The sequence below is a fragment of the Mesorhizobium sp. RCAM 05104 genome (assembly GCF_059683645.1).
Genome location: NZ_CM185033.1, coordinates 5010775 through 5029241, shown reverse-complemented (window position 1 = coordinate 5029241; position 18467 = coordinate 5010775). Strand labels below are relative to the sequence as shown.

15 protein-coding genes and 1 pseudogene are annotated in these 18467 nt (G+C 63.5%); 14 read left to right on the top strand and 2 right to left on the bottom strand.

From position 1 onward, the window contains the following. Positions 1–277: 277 nt before the first annotated feature. The 12 genes from AC56QP_RS24635 to AC56QP_RS24580 all read left to right on the top strand — a co-directional run bounded on the left by AC56QP_RS24635 (position 278) and on the right by AC56QP_RS24580 (position 12856). Positions 278–1072: a helix-hairpin-helix domain-containing protein gene (locus AC56QP_RS24635; protein ID WP_489863102.1), complete on the top strand. Its 795-nt coding sequence runs from the start codon at positions 278–280 to the stop codon at positions 1070–1072. A 233-nt stretch (positions 1073–1305) separates the two neighbouring features. After that, positions 1306–2451 carry an aminodeoxychorismate synthase component I gene (locus AC56QP_RS24630; RefSeq protein WP_489863103.1) on the top strand — a complete coding sequence of 382 codons (1146 nt, stop codon included), beginning with the start codon at positions 1306–1308 and terminating at the stop codon, positions 2449–2451. Continuing rightward, a complete protein-coding gene (locus AC56QP_RS24625; RefSeq protein WP_489863104.1) occupies positions 2400–3062 on the top strand; it encodes an aminotransferase class IV family protein in 663 nt (220 codons plus the stop codon). Before AC56QP_RS24630 ends, AC56QP_RS24625 begins: the two co-directional genes overlap by 52 nt. 58 nt (positions 3063–3120) lie before the next feature. After that, positions 3121–3408, top strand: a complete 288-nt coding sequence (locus tag AC56QP_RS24620; protein ID WP_489863105.1) for a YciI family protein — start codon at positions 3121–3123, stop codon at positions 3406–3408. After that, positions 3405–4343 carry a heme-dependent oxidative N-demethylase family protein gene (locus tag AC56QP_RS24615; protein ID WP_489863106.1) on the top strand — a complete coding sequence of 313 codons (939 nt, stop codon included), beginning with the start codon at positions 3405–3407 and terminating at the stop codon, positions 4341–4343. The genes AC56QP_RS24620 and AC56QP_RS24615 overlap by 4 nt, the downstream gene beginning before the upstream one ends. Before the next feature lie 130 nt (positions 4344–4473). Beyond that, a complete protein-coding gene (locus AC56QP_RS24610) occupies positions 4474–5919 on the top strand; it encodes a homospermidine synthase (protein WP_489863107.1) in 1446 nt (481 codons plus the stop codon). Between the two features lie 187 nt (positions 5920–6106). Beyond that, positions 6107–6484 carry an outer membrane lipoprotein Omp10 gene (gene omp10 / locus AC56QP_RS24605; RefSeq protein WP_489863108.1) on the top strand — a complete coding sequence of 126 codons (378 nt, stop codon included), beginning with the start codon at positions 6107–6109 and terminating at the stop codon, positions 6482–6484. Positions 6485–6671: 187 nt separating this feature from the next. Beyond that, positions 6672–8753: a 5'-nucleotidase C-terminal domain-containing protein gene (locus AC56QP_RS24600; RefSeq protein WP_489863109.1), complete on the top strand. Its 2082-nt coding sequence runs from the start codon at positions 6672–6674 to the stop codon at positions 8751–8753. A 135-nt stretch (positions 8754–8888) separates the two neighbouring features. Further along, entirely contained in the window at positions 8889–9953 is a 1065-nt protein-coding gene (gene hemH / locus AC56QP_RS24595) for a ferrochelatase (protein WP_489863110.1), read from the top strand. A gap of 131 nt (positions 9954–10084) precedes the next feature. Continuing rightward, on the top strand, positions 10085–11296 hold the full coding sequence (locus AC56QP_RS24590; RefSeq protein WP_489863111.1) for an NAD(P)/FAD-dependent oxidoreductase: 1212 nt from the start codon (positions 10085–10087) through the stop codon (positions 11294–11296). 121 nt (positions 11297–11417) lie between these two features. Further along, the gene (locus tag AC56QP_RS24585) at positions 11418–12368 is read left to right on the top strand and encodes an SPFH domain-containing protein (RefSeq protein ID WP_489863112.1); all 951 of its coding nucleotides are present in this window, start codon (positions 11418–11420) and stop codon (positions 12366–12368) included. A gap of 23 nt (positions 12369–12391) precedes the next feature. Next, positions 12392–12856, top strand: coding sequence for an NfeD family protein (locus tag AC56QP_RS24580; RefSeq protein WP_489863113.1), 465 nt, complete (start codon positions 12392–12394; stop codon positions 12854–12856). Between the two features lie 4 nt (positions 12857–12860). On the opposite strand, the pseudogene AC56QP_RS24575 reads toward AC56QP_RS24580, so the two are convergent. After that, positions 12861–13863 (bottom strand): annotated as a pseudogene (locus AC56QP_RS24575) (KpsF/GutQ family sugar-phosphate isomerase). Between the two features lie 254 nt (positions 13864–14117). Here AC56QP_RS24575 and AC56QP_RS24570 point away from each other — a divergent pair. Further along, complete coding sequence (locus tag AC56QP_RS24570; RefSeq protein WP_489863115.1) at positions 14118–15902, top strand: outer membrane beta-barrel protein; 1785 nt, start codon at positions 14118–14120, stop codon at positions 15900–15902. A gap of 163 nt (positions 15903–16065) precedes the next feature. On the opposite strand, the gene galU is transcribed toward AC56QP_RS24570, so the two are convergent. Further along, positions 16066–16971, bottom strand: a complete 906-nt coding sequence (gene galU / locus AC56QP_RS24565; protein WP_306280080.1) for a UTP--glucose-1-phosphate uridylyltransferase GalU — start codon at positions 16969–16971, stop codon at positions 16066–16068. A 211-nt stretch (positions 16972–17182) separates the two neighbouring features. On the opposite strand from galU, the gene AC56QP_RS24560 reads away from it, so the two are divergent. After that, entirely contained in the window at positions 17183–18406 is a 1224-nt protein-coding gene (locus tag AC56QP_RS24560; protein WP_091578067.1) for a lytic murein transglycosylase, read from the top strand. Positions 18407–18467 lie beyond the last annotated feature (61 nt).

Sequence of the window (18467 nt, the reverse complement as noted above, 5' to 3'; positions counted from 1 at the left end):
CTCCACGGAAGTTTTCCGATAGCTTTCCACAAGCTCTATGGTAGCTTCGCTCCAAGCTCAGCCGGAGCCCATGCGGATCGGCGAGGAGAAGTCTCAGCCGGACGTGGCGCTCAGGCGAACGCGACAACGGCCGTTGGCCATGGGCAAGCAAAGCCATCGCCGACAGCTCGATCGAAGCCGGCTGTTCTGCGAACCCGCGGAACCACCATCGAGTAGTCCTTCGCCGAAAGTCATGGCCTCATGCCACGGCGGGCGGACCTGACTGGAGAAAGAGACAATGGGCACTTTTTTCTACATGCTCCTGGCGTTCCTTGTGGGTTTGTTGGTTGGCTGGTTCATCTGGGGACGTCTGCGCGGTGAGCTCGACAGCATGCGCGGCGACCTCGACCGCACACGCAGCGAACGCGACAGGCTGCGCGCCGACAGCGACCGCCTGACCGGCGAACTGGATGCATGCGGCAAGACCCGCGCCGACCTCGAGCGCCGGCTGCGCGAAGCGCAGGCAGCGCCCGCCGCCGGAACCAGCGCGGCAAAGCCGGCCAGCCAGGCGCCCGCGGCCTTGATGTCGACATCCGCTGCAGCCAAATCCGCTCCGGCAAAGCCTGCATCCGCCAAGCCGGCCGCCGCGAAGGTCGCCCCTGCAAAATCGGCGGCGCCAAAGCCAGCCGCGGCGAAACCCGCGGCCAAGGCAACGGCGCCAGCCAAATCCGTGGCGAGCAAGCCCGTTGCCACGGCCTCGGCAGCCAAGAGTTCGGCCGCGCCAAAGGCGGCGGCTGCCAAGAAAGCGGCGCCGGCGACAGCCAAGCCAGCGTCCGGAAAACCTGACAATCTACGCCGGTTGATCGGCATTGGCCCGGCCAACGAGAAGCTGCTCAAGGCGCAGGGCGTCACCAGCTTCGCCCAGATCGCAGCCTGGACGGCCGCCGACATCAAGCGGATCGAGGAGGTCATGAACTTCGACGGCCGCATCGCGCGCGAACGCTGGATCGAGCAGGCCAAGCTGCTCGCCGCCGGCAACGAGAAGGAATTCGCCAAGCAGTTTCCGACGGCGGGAACCGCCAGCAACACCTGAGCGATTGGCAAGCTCCGACGATTGCAGCCGGCGGCGCAACCATGGCGCCGCCGGTTTGCTTTTGGCCGCAAGGCCGGCACAGGCGTCTCCCCAAGGGTCGGCCCCAAAAGGTCGGCCCAGAGGTCGGCCCAAAGGTCGGCTTTGAGGGAGAGGCTGCCGTTCCCTCGATTGCGCGTGAGCGGCCCCCCATATAGAGCGGTCAACGGCTTCATTGACCGCAGCATTCGAGTCCCATGTCCCTGCCCGCCGCAATTTTCCGCAACGACGAAAGCGCGCGCGAGCTCGTTTTCGACCGGCCGGCCGAAATCATCGTGGCGCGTGAGGCAAAGGATTTCGGGCCGGCGCTGGCGGCGGCACAGGCCGCTCATGATGCCGGCCAATGGCTGGCCGGCTATTTTTCCTACGAGGCGGGTTACCTGCTCGAACCAAAGCTCGTTCCCCTGCTGCCGGACGGACGCCGCGCCCCTCTTGTCTGCCTGGGAGTCTTCGATGCGCCGGTCGAACGGGCGGTGCCGCCCCGCGATGCTGTGGCGACCAACGGCCCGATCTTCGATGCCCGCGCAACCTGGTCGTTCGAGGATTACGAAAAGCGCTTCGCGCAGCTGCACCGGCACATCAGGCAAGGCGATTGCTACCAGGGCAATCTGACCTTTCCGGTGCATGCGCAATGGTCGGGCGATCCGCTGGCCGCCTTCGACGCGCTGACCGAACGCCAGCCGGTGAAGTATGGCGCGCTGGTCGCGCTCGGCGAGCCCATCGTGCTGTCGCGTTCGCCGGAGCTGTTCTTCGAGATCGACGCCAAAGGAATGATCGAGACGCATCCGATGAAAGGTACGGCGCCGCGCGGCGCGACCAAGGCGCAGGACGAACGGCAGAAGATCTTCCTGCGCAACGACGAGAAGAACCAGGCCGAAAACCGGATGATCGTCGATCTCCTGCGCAACGATATCTCGCTGATCAGCGAGGTCGGCACGCTGGAGGTGCCGGCGCTGTTCCGCATCGAGACCTATCCGACCGTCCACCAGATGGTGAGCGACGTCAGGGCAAGACTGCTGCCAGGCCTCACCATCCGCCAGATCTTCGCGGCGCTGTTTCCCTGCGGCTCGATCACCGGTGCGCCAAAGATCCGCGCCATGGAGATCCTGCACGACCTGGAGGGAACGCCGCGTGACGTCTATTGCGGCGCCATCGGCTGGATCGCACCTGGCGGCACGATGCGCTTTTCCGTGGCGATCCGCACCATCTCGCTCTTTTCCAGCGGCGAGGCCGTCTACAATGTCGGTGGCGGCATCGTCTTCGATTCGACGGTGCAGGAGGAGTATCAGGAGTGTCTCTTGAAAGCGCGCTTCGCGACGGGAACGCCGCCAATTTCGACCTGATCGAGACCATGCGGTGGGAACCCGGCTCGGGCTTCCTGCGGTTCGAGCGCCATCTGGCGCGTCTCTACGGGTCGGCGGCGGAACTGGGCTTCCGCCATGATCCGGGCAAGGTCGGTGAGGCCTTGAGCAGCGCGGTAGACCGGTCCGGCATTGCGTTGCGCACGCGCCTCGTCCTGTCGCGCGACGGCGAGGTGAACGCCTCCGCGCAGCCCTATGAACCGCTCGCCGCCGACAAGGTCTGGGTGCTGCGGCTGGCGCGGACAAGGCTCGATTCGCACGACATGCTGCTGCGCCACAAGACCAGCCGGCGGCAGGTCTACAGCCATGCCCGCGCCGAATATCTCATCACCCAGGCCGACGAGGTGCTGCTGGCCAATGAGCGCGGCGAAATCTGCGAAGGCACCATCACCAACGTCTTCGCCGATCTTGGCGACGGCATGCTGGCGACGCCCCGGCTCGACTGCGGCCTGCTGCCTGGTGTATTGCGCGCCGAGCTTCTGGATGATGGCCGCGCACGCGAAGCGATATACAGCCTGGCTGATCTGCAATCCGCCAAGGCGCTGTTCGTTGGCAACTCGCTGCGCGGACTGATCCCTGCGAGACTTGCCTGAGAGCCACCGTGCTTAAGGGCCAACTTGTCCGAGAGCCAAACGTGTCCGAGAGAATGCCATGTTCATCGTTTCTCTGAACTACAAGGTGCCGCTGGCCGAGATCGACCGCTTGCAGGCGGCCCATGTCGAATGGCTGAAGGCCTGTTATGCAGAAGGTATCTTCGTCGCCTCAGGGCCGAAGACACCGCGGACCGGCGGCATCATCATCGCGCGCGGCTCACGCGACCTGCTTGACGCTAGGTTGGCCGCCGACCCTTTCGCCAAGGCAGGCGCGGCCGATTACGATGTCACCGAATTCATGGCGAGGATGACCGCGGCCGGGCTCGACACTTTCAGGGAAGCATGAGCTTGGCCGAAATCCTGCCCACCCATACGCCCTATGACGGCTCGTCGAAACTCTTCACCATCGGGCTGAAGCCACTCGATCCGGCAGACTGGATCGAGGTCGACGACCATCTGCTGCCGTATCTCGCCGAGAAGCGCCGGCTCTATGCCGAGATCCCCGAGCGGGTTTTCGTCGAGGAGGACGACACGCGAGACGCCCAGCAGGAGGTGCTCGACCTGCTCGGCACGCATTTGCTGGAGAAGTTTCCCGACACCTATCGGAGCACCGGTTCGGGCCTCGAGGCAGTGGGCGCGGCGAGCCGTTTCACCGCCCCTTCCGGTCTCGATGGCGCCCCGCTTGTCACGGCCTCGCTGCTCATCCAGGAAGATCTGATCCTGATGCGCCGCGACGACAATGGCTGGCGGTTAGTCGCCGGCTCGCTGTGCTTTCCCTCGTCCTGGTCGCTGGTCGAGAAATTCGGCCGGCCGCTGCAGGATATCCATGCGCCGGTGCCGGGTTTCGGTCCGGGCACGAGGCCCGCCGAGCTGATCAACCGCATGTTCGACGGCCTCCAGGGCCAGGCCGTCGAGCGCTACAACTGGTCGATCCAGTCGGGCGACGCACTCTATCATCCGCTCTCCGACCTGCAGCGCATCGACCGCGCCACCAACCGCCCGTCGCGGTTTCCGGATGGCGACATCGACGCGCACGCCTTCATCCGCGTCGAGCGGCAGACGCTGAGGAAGCTGCCGGCATCGCGCGACATCCTGTTCACCATCCGCATCCATCTCGATCCCCTGGCGGTGCTGGCGCGCCATCCGGATCGGGGGAAGCTCGCGACGTCCTTCGCCGCCCAGCTCGAAGCCCTCGATCTCGCCCAGCTCGACTACAAGGGCCTGACATCGGACCGCGACCGGCTGGTCGCCGTCCTTAACCACATGGCCAATGACGCGTAGCCGCTGGTTGGCGCTTTTCGCTGGTTTGTGACAATGATCTGTGATGTAGCGCATGGCCGCCGGGCAAAAATGCCCGGTTTTTGCGCGTGTTTTCCCCGGTTTCCTGGGTTTTGAAGGAGTGTTCGATAAAATGGCGACTGAAAACTGGCCCGTTTACGGTGAGATCACCGGCCCTGTCGTGATGATCGGCTTCGGTTCGATCGGCCGGGGAACGCTGCCGCTGATCGAACGCCATTTCAAGTTCGACAAGTCGCGCATGACGGTCATCGACCCGCGCGACACCGACCGCAAGCTGCTCGACGAGCGCGGCATCGCCTTCGTTCAGGAAGCCGTGACCGAGAAGAACTACAAGAAGCTGCTGACGCCGCTCCTGACCAATGGTGGTGGCCAGGGCTTCTGCATCAACCTGTCGGTCGATACCGGCTCGGTGGATCTGATGCGGCTCTGCCGCAAGCTCGGTGTGCTCTACATCGACACCGTCGTCGAGCCATGGCTTGGTTTCTATTTCGATGCCAATGCCGACAATGCCAGCCGCACCAACTATGCGCTGCGCGAGGCGCTGATCAAGGAAAAGCACGACAAGCCCGGCGGTGCGACGGCGGTCTCCACCTGCGGCGCCAATCCAGGCATGGTCTCGTGGTTCGTCAAGCAGGCGCTGGTCAACCTCGCCACCGATCTTGGCCTCGAGTTTTCGGAACCCGCGCAGGAAGATCGCGAGGGCTGGGCCAAGCTGATGAAGAAGGCCGGCGTCAAGGGCATCCACATCGCCGAGCGCGACACCCAGCGCGCCAAGAAGCCGAAGCCGATGAATGTGTTCTGGAACACCTGGTCGGTCGAGGGCTTCATCTCTGAAGGCCTGCAGCCCGCCGAGCTCGGCTGGGGCACGCATGAGAAGTGGATGGCGAAGAACGCCAAGGAGCACAAGCACGGCTCCAAGGCGGCGATCTATCTGGAGCAGCCCGGCGCCAACACGCGCGTGCGCTCATGGTGCCCGACGCCCGGTCCGCAGTACGGCTTCCTGGTGACGCACAACGAGGCGATCTCGATCGCCGATTTCTTCACCGTGCGTGGCAAGAAGGGGAAGGTGCATTACCGCCCGACCTGCCACTATGCCTACCATCCCTGCAATGACGCGGTGCTGTCGCTGCACGAGATGTTCGGCGCCGCCGGCAAGGCCCAGCCGGTTCACCACGTGCTCGACGAAAATGAACTGGTCGACGGCGTCGACGAACTCGGCGTGCTGCTCTACGGCCACGACAAGAACGCCTACTGGTACGGCTCGCATCTCTCGCTCGCCGAGGCGCGCAAGCTGGCCCCCTATCAGAACGCCACCGGCATGCAGGTCACCTCGGCGGTTCTCGCCGGCATGGTCTGGGCATTGGAAAACCCGCAGGCCGGCATCGTCGAGGCCGACGAGATGGACTACAAGCGCTGCCTGGAAGTGCAGTCCCAGTATCTCGGGCCGGTCGAGGGCCACTACACCGACTGGACGCCGCTCGATAACCGCCCCGGCCTGTTCCCGGAAGACCTCGACCGGAACGACCCGTGGCAATTCCGCAACATCCTGGTTCGATAGCACCCTGCGGAGCATATCTCCCTGCCTTGCAATCGCCTGGAAATCGGGCGATTGAAGGGATGCGGACGAGAGCGACCTGCATCCATTTGGACGCACAAGGTACGCTCTCGAAACTTGGATGCACGCATTGTGCCTTCCGAAAATCGATTCCGATTTTCGGGCCGATGCGAGAGGAGAGGATTTTCATATGATCATTGCGCGCAAAGTTCTTTCGATGAGCATCGCTGGCGCCCTTGCGACGATGCTTGCCGCTTGCGCCACCAGCGGCCCTGACCAGCCGCCTATGGCGGCCTCGCCGAAAGGCGTCGAAGGCTCCTGGATCGATGCCAAGGGGACCGGCCTTTCGACCTTCACCGGCGGTACCTTTACGACAGTCGCCACCGACACAGGCCAGAAGCTTGCCGACGGCAGCTACACGATGACCGGTGCCACTTCGGTGCAGATCAACGGTACCTCGCTGATCCGCCAGACGCCGGTCAGCTTCAACTGCCTGATGGTTTCGACAAGCCAGCTCAACTGCACCAGCGCCTCGGGCCAGAATTTCGTCCTGACACGGCGCACCTGAACCAGCGCATCCATTCCTGCACAGGACGGCGGCCGATGGCCGCCGTCCTTTTTTATGCCGGCAAAGCGCACCCGATTTCCGCTTGCGTCATCCGGAACGCGATGGGAACATGGCCAAAACGCCGACTGTCATGTTCCAGTCTAGCAAGAGCGTTAAACGCCTCTGATCAGCTTTCCGGGAGACGAAGATGAAGAAGCTTGCTGCCATTGCCGCCCTTTCTGCCTCCACGCTCGGCCTGTCGGCTGGCGCGTCCTTTGCCGACTACACGCTGAACATCCTGCACATCAACGACTGGCACAGCCGCATCGAGGGCAACAACAAATACGAGTCGACCTGCTCTGCCGAGGAGGAGACCAAGGGCGAATGCATCGGCGGCGCGGGCCGGCTGATCACCGCGATCGCCCAGGAGCGCAAGAAGCTCGACGGCCAGAACGTGCTGCTGCTCAGCGCCGGCGACAATTTCCAGGGCTCGCTGTTCTACACGACCTACAAGGGCAAGGTCGAAGGCGAGTTCCTCAACCAGATGAAGTTCGACGCCATGGCGCTCGGCAATCATGAATTCGACGATGGCGAGACCGCCCTGGCGCCGTTCCTCGACATGATTAAGTTCCCGGTGCTCGGCGCCAATGTGAAGGCCAACGCGCAGTCCAAGCTCGGCGACCGCGTCAAGCCGTCGATCGTCATCGAGGTCGGTGGCCAGAAGATCGGCATCGTCGGCGCCGTCACCAACGACACGCCGGAACTCGCCTCGCCCGGCCCCAACATCACCATTGAGGACGACGTCAAGTCGATCACCGCCGAGGTCGAAAAACTGAAGGCACAGGGCGTCAACAAGATCATCGCGGTCACCCATATCGGCTATAGGCGCGAGCGCGACGTCATCGCCAAGATCCCGGGCATCGACGTCGTCGTCGGCGGCCACAGCCATTCGTTGCTGTCGAACACCGACCCGAAGGCGGAAGGGCCCTACCCGACGATGGTCGACAACCCGGATGGCTACAAGGTGCCGGTGGTGCAGGCGGCGTCCTATTCGAAGTATCTCGGCGAGTTCAAGGTGGTGTTCGACGACAATGGCGTCGTCAAATCGGCCAGCGGCGACCCGATCTATCTCGACAAGTCGATCACGCCCGATCCCGCCGCGCTCGCCCGCATCAAGGAGCTCGGCGCGCCGATCGAGGCGCTGAAGAACAAGGAAGTGGCCGAGACCACCGACGTCATCGACGGCAGCCGCGAGAGCTGCCGCACCCATGAATGCGCGATGGGCAACCTCGTCTCCGACGCCATCCTCGACCGCGTCAAGGGACAGGGCGTCCAGATCGTCATCTCCAATGGCGGCGGCCTGCGCGCCTCGATCGACAAGGGCACCGTGACCATGGGCGAGGTGCTGACCGTGCTGCCGTTCCAGAACACGCTGGCAACCTTCCAGATTTCCGGCAAGGACCTGGTGGCGGGGCTCGAAAGCGGTCTCAGCCAGATCGAGGACGGCGCCGGCCGCTTCCCGCAGGTCGCCGGCCTGAAATATTCCTTCGACAAATCGGTCGCACCCAACGCCGGCCGCGTCAAGTCGGTGGAAGTCATGGAGGGCGGCGCCTGGACGCCGCTCAATCCGGACAAGGACTATCTGGTCGCCACCAACAATTATGTCCGCCAGGGTGGCGACGGCTACAAGGTCTTCGCCGAGAAGGCCAAGAACGCCTACGACTACGGTCCGGGCCTCGAACAGGTGGTCGCCGACTATCTCGGAGCGCACCGGCCCTACACGCCGAAGCTCGACGGCCGCATCACCGAGATCGCCGCGACCGTTGCGGCAGCACCGGCAGCCGAACCCGCAAAGCCGGCCGAGCCCGCCAAACCCGCGGAGGCGGCTCCAGCAGCTCCGGCTCCGGCTGCAGAACCGGCAAAGCCAGCTGAAGCCGCCAAGCCCGCCGATGCGGCGCCGGCAATGCCTGAATTGCCAGCCAATTCGGGCGACATCGCCAACACGCCACCGGCCATATCGACAGAGACAGCGCCTGCTGCACCGGCTGAGCCCGCAAAACCGGCCGAAGCAGCCCCGGCCCCCGCGCCAACACCCGCCGAGCCGGCTAAGCCGGCCGAGGCCGCTCCGGCCGAAAGCAGCCATGTCATCGTCGCCGGCGATACCTATTGGGATCTGGCCAAGAAGGCCTATGGCGACGCGACGAAGTGGAAACAGATTTATGAGGCCAACAAGGGCCTAAGACCCCACCAGCTTAAGCTTGGCGCGACGCTGACCATCCCGGCCAAGTAACGTCGCTTCGCCCCTTTCAACGGAAACCCGCCCGGGAATTCGGGCGGGTTTCCTGTTTTGAGCCCAGGGTGCGGCCAGACGCGGTATTGAAAGCGCGCGCGAGATGATTAGGTTCGCGTCTCCTGGAGAACCCCTATGACGCTTTCCACCCCTGTCGATCCCAAAGCCGCGAAGGCCGTCGGCCCGTTGCCGGCCGGACATCCGCCGGTCAAGGCTGGCAAGATCGGCGTCATGCTGATCAATCTCGGCACGCCCGACGGCACCGATTTCAAGTCGATGTGGCGTTATCTCAGGGAATTCCTGTCCGACCCGCGCGTCATCGAACTCAACAGGGCGATCTGGTATCCGATCCTCTATGGCCTGGTGCTCACCGCGCGACCGAAGAAGTCCGGTGCCAACTATGCCCGGATCTGGAACCAGGAGAGGAACGAGTCGCCGCTGCGCACCTACACCCGTGCCCAGGGCGAAAAGCTGGCCGAGGCGCTCGCCGACCTGCCCAATGTCGTCGTCGACTGGGCGATGCGCTATGGCAATCCTTCGACCGCGAGCGTGGCCCAGGGACTGGTCGACAAGGGCTGCGACCGCATCCTGTCGTTCCCGCTCTATCCGCAATACTCGGCGACCACCACCGCCACCGCCAATGACCAGCTTTTTCGTGCCTTGATGAAGATGCGGGCAGCGCCGGCCATCCGCAGCGTGCCGCCTTACCATGACGAGCCCGTCTATATCGAAGCGCTCGCCCGTTCGATCGAGCGGCATCTGGCGACGCTGGATTTCGAACCGGAGGTGGTCATCGCCTCCTATCACGGCATCCCAAAACCTTATTTCGAGAAGGGCGATCCCTATCATTGCCACTGCCAGAAGACGACGCGGCTGTTGCGCGAACGGCTCGGCTGGAGCGAGAAGAAGCTGATCATCACCTTCCAGTCGCGCTTCGGCGCACAGGAATGGCTGCAACCCTATACCGACAAGACGGTGGAGAAACTGGCCAAGGATGGCGTGAAGTCGATCGCCATCGTCAATCCCGGCTTTTCGGTTGACTGCATCGAGACACTGGACGAAATCGGCCGCGAGGCGGCCGAGACCTTCCACCATGCCGGCGGCAAGAACTTCGCCCACATCCCGTGCCTCAACGACAGTGCCGAGGGCATGGCGGTGATCGAGGCGATGGTGCGGCGCGAATTGTCCGGCTGGGCATAGGCAATTCCAGGAAAAGTGTGAAACGGTTTTCCGTCCGGAATTGCCTCAGACAAAGAGTTGGAGCGGCTCGCCGCTCTGACACCGGAACCACGCATGCTTCGGAGCGTTGAGCCGCACCTCCGGAGAATTCAATGTCACGTAAACTCGACCTACGAACTGGCCGGCCCGTCTGGTCCGCCTATCGCGCGCCTGCTGTGCCGACGGATAGCCTGACAAGAGACGTGAAGACCGACGTGCTGGTCGTCGGCATGGGCATCAGCGGTGCCATGATCGCCGAGGCGCTGACGGCCGACGGCCATTCGGTGATCTGCATCGACCGCCGCGGCCCGCTGAAAGGCTCGACGCCCGCGACCACCGCACTGGTGCAGTTCGAAATCGACCAGCCGCTTACGGCGCTCTCGAGGATGATCGGCAAGGGCTCGGCGGAGCAGGCCTGGCGGCGCTCGCGGCTTGCTGTCTCCAGTCTCGCCGCCCGCATTGCCGAACTCGGCATCAACTGCGGCCCGAGCCGCACCCAGTCACTCTATCTCGCTGGCACGGTGCTCGGCCCGTCGGAACTGCGTGAGGAAGCCGACGCGCGTCGGCAAGCAGGCATCGCCGCGACCTATCTCACGCCGGCACCGCTGGCCGAGACATTCGGCATCGACCGCGACGGTGCCATCCTCAGCCATGGCAACATCGCGCTCGACCCGCGCAAGCTGACGGCCGGTCTGCTGCTCAAGGCGCTCGAGCGCAAGGCACGCTTCTACGCCCCCGTCGAAGCGACGACGATCGAGGACAGCGCCGACGAGGTGGTCGTCTCGACCAGGGATGGCCGGACCATCACCGCCCGGCATGTTGTCCTGGCCACCGGTTACGAACTGGTCGACGTCGTGCCGGCCGCGGCCCATCAGATCATCTCGACATGGGCGATGGCGACGCGCTCGCAATCGCGAAAGATCTGGCCGCGGGCGGCGTTCATCTGGGAGGCTTCGGACCCGTACCTCTATATGCGCGCGACAGCCGACGGCAGGGTCATCTGCGGCGGCGAGGACGAGGATTTTGTCGACGAGACGCGGCGAGATGGCCTGATCGCCGACAAGAGCGCGCGGATATCCGAGAAGCTTGGCCGGCTGTTTCCGCATCTCGATGTCAGGCCCGAATTCGCCTGGACCGGTTCTTTCGGCACCACAACCACCGGCCTGCCCTATATCGGCGCCATTCCCAGGCACCCCCGCATCCACGCCGTCATGGGCTACGGCGGCAACGGCATCACCTTTTCACAGATCGCGTCGGAGATTGTCTCGGCCTCGATCAACGGGCTGGAAGATACGGATGCAAGGCTGTTTGCCTTCAACCGCTGATCGCAAACCCATAAACAATCCCTCATCACCTGATTGTAACGCTCCTGAAACACACTTAAGTCTTTGGTGAAGTCGGCCGCGCGAGAATGGCTCGCGCGGCCGACGTCTGAGGGAGAGCCAAATGGATTTCAGTGGTTTTGATATCGCGGTCATTGTTCTGGTCGCGCTTGTCGTGCTGGTGCTGTTCAAGGGCATCAAGACAATTCCGCAAGGCTACAACTATACCGTCGAACGTTTTGGCCGTTACACCAAGACACTGAGCCCAGGCCTCAATCTCATCATGCCCTTCGTCGACCGCGTCGGCGCCAAGATGAACATGATGGAGCAGGTGCTCGACGTTCCGAGCCAGGAGATCATCACCCGCGACAACGCCATCGTCGGTGTCGACGGCATCGCCTTCTACCAGATTCTCAATGCGGCACAGGCCGCCTACCAGGTTGCCGGCTTGCAGAACGCCATCCTCAACCTGACGATGACCAACATCCGTACCGTCATGGGTTCGATGGACCTCGACGAGCTGTTGTCCAACCGCGACGCCATCAACGAGCGGCTGCTGCGCGTCGTCGACGAAGCCGCGCATCCGTGGGGCATCAAGATCACCCGCGTCGAGATCAAGGACATCAACCCGCCGGCCAACCTGATCGAATCGATGGGCCGGCAGATGACCGCGGAGCGCAACAAGCGCGCGCAGATCCTCGCGGCCGAGGGTCTCAAACAGTCGCAGATCCTCGAGGCCGAGGGCCGCAAGGAAGCAGCCTTCCGCGACGCCGAGGCGCGCGAGCGCTCGGCCGAAGCGGAGGCCCGCGCCACGCAGGTGGTGTCGGAAGCGATTTCCAAGGGCGACGTGCAGGCGCTGAACTACTTCGTCGCGCAGAAATACACCGAGGCGCTGGGCAAGATCGGCACGGCCACCAACAGCAAGATCGTGCTGATGCCCTTCGAGGCGTCGTCGCTGATCGGCTCGCTCGGCGGCATCGGCGAGATCGCCAAGGAGGTCTTCCGCAGCGAAGGCACGAGCGGTGCGCAACGGCAGGCCGCGCGCCCGCCAGTCGTGCGCCCAACCGACAACTGATGTCTCCAACATAGGAGAACGCCATGATCGATCGTGTCATTTCCGAACTCGGCCCGTGGAACTGGATGGTTCTCGGCTTCGTCCTGCTGGTGATGGAAATCATCGCGCCGGGCATCTTCATGCTGTGGATCGGCATCGCCGCAATTCTGGTCGGCGCCGTGTCGCTGTTGCTCTGGGATACTGGCTTCTGGACCTGGCAGGCTCAGGTCCTCGCCTTCCTGGCGCTGTCGCTGGTCTCGGCCTATGTCGGCAAGAGTCTGGTGGGTGGTCGCGACGAACCGACCGATCAGCCGCTCCTCAACAGGCGCGGCGCGCAGATGGTTGGCAAGACGGCCACGCTTGCCGAGCCGATCGCCAACGGGCGCGGCCGCATCAAGCTGGGCGATACGCTGTGGCGTGTCTCCGGCCCGGACCTGCCGGCTGGCACGCAGGTGCGGGTGACGGCTGCGGCCGACACGGATCTGGAACTGACAGTGGAGCCGGTCTGAGCTCTCAGGCCGCGCCGATTCTGCAAGAGATCGTGCAGATGGACCAGGCCGACCGGTTGCTTGCCCTCCACCACCATCAGACTGGTGATGGCCGAATTGTTGATCGTCTGTAATGCCGTTGCCACCAGCGTGTCAGGTGCCGCCGTCTTCGGCTTTCTTGTCATCACCTGATCCACCGTCATCGCCAGCAGGTTGCTGCCAATGTGACGCCTTATGTCGCCATCGGTGATGATGCCGACCAGCGCGCCGTCAGCGTCAGTGATCGCCACGCAGCCAAATCCCTTGCGCGACAGTTCCATGATCGCGTCCTGCATGCCAGTGCCCGAGGCCACCAGCGGCAGCCTGTCACCGACATGCATGATCTCGCGGATCTGCGTCAGGTTGGCGCCGAGCTGGCCGCCAGGGTGAAAGGTGCGGAAATGGTCCGGCGTGAAGCCGCGTGCCTCAAGCAAGGCGATCGCCAGCGCGTCGCCCATCACCAGTTGCAGCAGTGTCGACGTCGTCGGCGCCAGGCCGTGCGGACAGGCTTCCTGAGCCCGGGGCAGCAGGAGCACCACATCCGCCGCGCGCGCCAGCGCAGACGTCTCTCCGGCAGTGATCGCAATCAGCGGAATGGAGAACCGCCTGGAATAGGCGACGATGCCGTTGAGCTCCTTGCTCTCGCCCGACCACGACATGGCGATGATGGCGTCGTCCCTGGCAATCATGCCGAGATCGCCATGATTGGCTTCGGACGGATGGACAAAGAAAGCTGGGGTGCCGGTCGAAGCCAGCGTCGCCGCGATCTTCGAGCCGATATGGCCGCTTTTGCCGACACCGGTGACGATGACCCGGCCTTCGATTCTTGACACGGTGTCGACGGCCTGGGCGAAAGGCGCGGCCAGTCCGTTCTCGAGCGCCTCCGCGAGTGCCGCGACACCAGCCTGTTCGGTTGCCACCGTTCTCAGCGCCGAAGCGATCGACGCTTGCCTGTCCAAAGGCTTCTTATCGAGGGATCCCGCATGCATGGATGATGCGATTAGCGCTTTGCCGCCCGCCTGTCCAACAGAAATGCCGCCGATGCGTATCGCCCGAGACTGTGCGGTGGTGGTCTGGGCTAACGGCAGTCATGAAAACAAGAGGCCTGACGCAAGCCGCATGTATCGGTGTGGAAATCGGCGGTCGAGGCTGCCGGCGAGTCGCCGCCTCAACCCTCCGTTAACCATCCCCATTTACGGTTCGGTAAGTATGGCGCGCGTGCGCCGCGCAAGCAGTGGTGGCGATGTCCGGGGCCCAGCCAGAAGAATCAAGAGGACGAAGGGGCAAGGCGGCCTGCGCCTTGCTGCTGGCGACCAGCATGCTTGCCTTGCTGCGCCCGGCGCCCCTCCATGCCCAGGAAACGGAACTGCGTGGCGAGGTCTCGGAATCGGCGATCCTGTCCGATCAGCAGCGCAAGGCGAGAAAACTGGCTCTTGCCAGACAGGCGCAGCAGGCATCGGCCAACGCGGCGCAGGACAACGCACCGGCGCGAACCTACCTGCCGGCCAGCGCCGGCGCCGTGCCTGAAGACACGAACACCAACGACGCGACCGCGACCGACAGTGTTTTCGATCCTCCGGCTGCCACCGACGACACGTCCACCGACACCTCGGCGCCGCCGAAGCCTCGCCGCCCATCGGCTGCCAGGCAAAAGGCGGCGGACAAGGCCAAGGCCGCCGACAAATCGAAGAAGAAGAAGTCGACGACCGCGGCCACGGACGCCACGACGATCACCGGCGCCACTGCGGCCGCGGTGGACAACGCTGACAATACCGACACGGATCAGGCGGCCAATCGCCGCGCCCTCACCGTCGACAGTGCCGACCGGCAGAAGCTCGACCCCGGCGCCGAACGCACCGCCTCCATTGAAGGCCAGAACAAGAAGGTCGAGGACGATCCCTTTGCCGCCACCGGCATCAGGTGGGGCTCCTTCGTCATACGGCCGACGATCGAACAGGGCCTCACCGCCACGTCGAACGGCGATTCGAGCAATGCCGGCAAGTCGGCGCTGTTGTCCGAGACGGCGCTGCGCTTTTCCGCCGCCTCGGACTGGCGCGAGAACTCGGCGACGATCGACGGCTACGGCCTTTTCCGCGAGACCGTATCGGGTTACCCGGTTCATAATGCGCAGGGCCGCATCGAAGGCCAGCTCAACGTCGACCTCGACAATGAGTTGCGCGCCATCGCCAAGCTCGGCTACGAGGCCGTACCGGAATCGGCCTCGTCGCCGGACGCCATTGCCGGTGTCTCCTCACAGCCGCTGCGGCAGACCGTGAACGGCAGCCTCGGCATCGAGAAGGATGTCGGCAAGATGCGCTATGCGTTGACCGGCGCGGTCGAGCACGACTTCTATGGCGACGCCAAGCTTTCGGACGGCACCTCGTTGTCGCAGAAGGATCGCGACTCCACGCTCTATACAGCGACCTTGCGGACCGGCTACGAAATCTCCCCCGCCATCACCCCCTTCACCGAGATCGAGGTCGGTCGCCGGACCTATGATCTCCGCTTCGACACCGATGGCTTCGAACGCTCCTCGACACGGCTCGGCGCGCGCGCCGGCCTGCGGCTGGACATGGGCGAGAAGCTTTCCGGCGAATTCTCGGCCGGCTGGCTGAGGGAAGCGATCGACGACGACCGGCTGGAGGCGATCTCGGGCGCGACCATGAACGCCGACCTCAAATGGTCGCCGGAACGCGGCACCACGATCGGCTTGACCGGGAAGACCACCGTCGAAGGCACGACCACCGCCGGGCAAAGCGGCGACATTCTCTATTCAGGTCGCTTGACGGGCGAACGGCAGATTCGCGCCAACCTGACCGGAAATGCGGCTCTGGGCCTGGACTGGCGCGACTATATCGGCATCGACGGCCACGACATGACCTTGAGCGCCGAAGCCGGGCTGACCTGGTGGCTGAACCGCTATGCGGGCCTGACCACAAGGGTGAGAACCGAAAAGCTGACCAGCAACCTGCCCGGCCGCGACTACACCGCCAACAGCATCTACCTGGGCGTGAAAGTGCAGCGCTGAGCCGCTGGCGCACCAACGCCATGAATGTGCTGAGCTTCAGGTCAGGCCGCGCCGAGAATGGTGGGATCCGAGGGCCGGAGCGGAGCGTATTCAAAGTAAGTGAGCACCGGAAGCGCGGGACGCTGCCATTCGCAGGCCGGCATCGCCCGGATATCAATATATCCTAGAAGGCGGCGCCGCGCCGCTCCGATGGTTTTATCTCATCGAGCAGCGTGCGGATGACGCCAGCCATGTTCTCGTTCATGTCGCTGCGCCACAGCGCGAAGGCGACATTGGCCTCGACAAAACCCTCCGGCGACCCGCAGTCGAAGGTGCGGCCCTGATAGTGGTAGCCATAGAAGGGCTGCTGCTTTTCCAGCTTCAGCATGGCGTCGGTGAGCTGGATCTCGTTGCCAGCACCTTTTTCCTGGTCTTCGAGTATCTTGAAGATCTCGGGCTGCAGGATGTAGCGCCCATTGATGTAAAGGTTGGACGGTGCTGTGCCGGTCTTCGGCTTCTCCACCATCTCGGTGATGCGGAAGCCGTTATGCGTATCCTCGCCGCGACCGACGATGCCGTATTTGTGAGCCTCTGCCGGGTCGCACTCCTGCACGGCAATGATGTTGTTGCCGGTTTCCTCGTAGAGCTCGACCATGGACTTCATGCAGCTCTTTTCCGACTGCATGATCATGTCGGGCAACAACAGCGCGAAGGGCTCGTCGCCAACCAGTTCTCGTGCGCACCAGACGGCATGGCCGAGGCCCATCGGCACCTGCTGGCGGGTAAAGCTGGTTTGGCCCGGCGCCGGCTGCAGTCGCTGCAGGCGGGCAAGCTGCTCGTCCTTGCCCCGCTGCGCCAGCGTGTCATAGAGCTCGAACTGGATATCGAAATGATCTTCAATGACTGCCTTGTTGCGGCCGGTCACGAAGATGAAATGCTCGATGCCCGCCTCGCGCGCCTCGTCGACGACATACTGGATGACCGGCCTGTCGACGACGGTCAGCATTTCCTTGGGAACAGCCTTGGTGGCCGGGAGAAACCGCGTGCCGAGGCCGGCGACCGGGAAAACTGCCTTGCGAACTCTCTTCATGCTTTCAATTATCCGTTTGCTGGCCGGCTCCGCAATCCCTGTCTCGCGACATTTTCACGCCGGAATTGAAGATTACTGGGGCGGGTAAGGGAAACTTGCACCGGTTAAAGCATCGAGGTGTCTTTTCGTTCCAGGCGACACCTATGGTAAACTAATTCCTAACCCGGTTCGGCGATGAATGGTCTTTCCTGAGACAGAGAAGGAGGAAAACATGTCCGTTCGCAATGCCGCAAAACGTTTGACCAGCGTCATGACGGCCGCCAGCCTCTCGCTCGCTCTGCTGATGCCTGCCGGGCCTGCCTTCGCCGATGCCGGTTTCCGGCAATGGGTCGCCGGGTTCCGCGCCACTGCCGTGCAGAGCGGCGTTTCGGGCGCCCTCTACGATCAGGCCTTCAGGGACATCAAGGACATTGACCCGGTGGTGCTGGAAAAAGCGCGCACGCAACCCGAATTCACCGCGCCTGCCTGGGACTATTTCGACAACCGCGTCCACGACCAATCTGTCGCCGTCGGCCAGCAGATGGCCAAGAAGTGGAAGCCATGGCTGGATAGGATCGAGGCAAGGTTCGGCGTCGACCGCTATATTCTGCTCGCCATTTGGTCGATGGAATCGAACTATGGCGAGATCCTCAAGCGCGATGACATCATGCGCAATGTCGTGCGCTCGCTGGCGACTTTGGCCTATGCCGATCCGAAACGCGCGAAATTCGCCCGCACGCAGCTGATCGCCGCGCTGAAGATCCTGCAGACCGGCGATATCGACGAAAGCCATCTGAGCGGGTCCTGGGCCGGCGCCATGGGCCACACCCAGTTCATCCCGACCAGCTATCAGCACTATGCCGTCGACATGGACGGCAATGGCAAGCGCGACATCTGGAACTCGATCCCCGACGCGTTGGCGACCGCCGCCAATCTCTTGAAGAAGAACGGCTGGCAGGCCGGTAAGACCTGGGGCTATGAAGTCACCCTGCCGGCCGGCAAACTTCCCGCCGGATCGAAAACGCTGGCGCAATGGCAGGCGCTCGGCGTCGTCAGGGCCAACGGCAAGCCGTTCAAGAACGGCACCGACAAGGCGACGCTGAAAGTGCCGGATGGCCGCGGTGGACCAGCCTTCCTGATGATCAAGAATTTCTCGGTCATCAAGGCTTACAACAACGCCGACAAATATGCGCTTGCGGTTGGTCTGCTTGCCGACGAAATCGCCGGTTCCAGCGGTCTTGTGCAGGACTGGAAGCGGCCCTTCACCAAGCTCACTTTCGAGGAAAGGCAGGAGCTGCAGAAGCGGCTTTCCCAGCACGGCCTTTACGACGGCAAGTTCGACGGCAAGATCGGCGACGGCTCGAAGACCGCCATCATGGCCTTCCAGGCCAAGGCCGGCTTGACCCAGGACGGCTATCCGAGCATGGAAGTGCTGAAGTGGCTCCGGCAGAAATAGAGCCACCTGCGGTGCCGCGCGGCCTTTCGGACGCGCAAAGGACACTGTAGCAATCTGATTG

Bases quoted from the DNA above. Each gene is read 5' to 3' on its own strand.
- AC56QP_RS24590 (WP_489863111.1), top strand. From the start codon at position 10,085: ATGTCACGTAAACTCGACCTACGAACTGGCCGGCCCGTCTGGTCCGCC.
- AC56QP_RS24620 (WP_489863105.1), top strand. From the start codon at position 3,121: ATGTTCATCGTTTCTCTGAACTACAAGGTGCCGCTGGCCGAGATCGAC.
- AC56QP_RS24630 (WP_489863103.1), top strand. From the start codon at position 1,306: ATGTCCCTGCCCGCCGCAATTTTCCGCAACGACGAAAGCGCGCGCGAG.
- AC56QP_RS24560 (WP_091578067.1), top strand. From the start codon at position 17,183: ATGTCCGTTCGCAATGCCGCAAAACGTTTGACCAGCGTCATGACGGCC.
- AC56QP_RS24610 (WP_489863107.1), top strand. From the start codon at position 4,474: ATGGCGACTGAAAACTGGCCCGTTTACGGTGAGATCACCGGCCCTGTC.
- AC56QP_RS24585 (WP_489863112.1), top strand. From the start codon at position 11,418: ATGGATTTCAGTGGTTTTGATATCGCGGTCATTGTTCTGGTCGCGCTT.
- omp10 (WP_489863108.1), top strand. From the start codon at position 6,107: ATGATCATTGCGCGCAAAGTTCTTTCGATGAGCATCGCTGGCGCCCTT.
- AC56QP_RS24570 (WP_489863115.1), top strand. From the start codon at position 14,118: ATGTCCGGGGCCCAGCCAGAAGAATCAAGAGGACGAAGGGGCAAGGCG.
- AC56QP_RS24580 (WP_489863113.1), top strand. From the start codon at position 12,392: ATGATCGATCGTGTCATTTCCGAACTCGGCCCGTGGAACTGGATGGTT.
- AC56QP_RS24600 (WP_489863109.1), top strand. From the start codon at position 6,672: ATGAAGAAGCTTGCTGCCATTGCCGCCCTTTCTGCCTCCACGCTCGGC.
- hemH (WP_489863110.1), top strand. From the start codon at position 8,889: ATGACGCTTTCCACCCCTGTCGATCCCAAAGCCGCGAAGGCCGTCGGC.
- AC56QP_RS24615 (WP_489863106.1), top strand. From the start codon at position 3,405: ATGAGCTTGGCCGAAATCCTGCCCACCCATACGCCCTATGACGGCTCG.
- galU (WP_306280080.1), bottom strand. From the start codon at position 16,971: ATGAAGAGAGTTCGCAAGGCAGTTTTCCCGGTCGCCGGCCTCGGCACG.
- AC56QP_RS24635 (WP_489863102.1), top strand. From the start codon at position 278: ATGGGCACTTTTTTCTACATGCTCCTGGCGTTCCTTGTGGGTTTGTTG.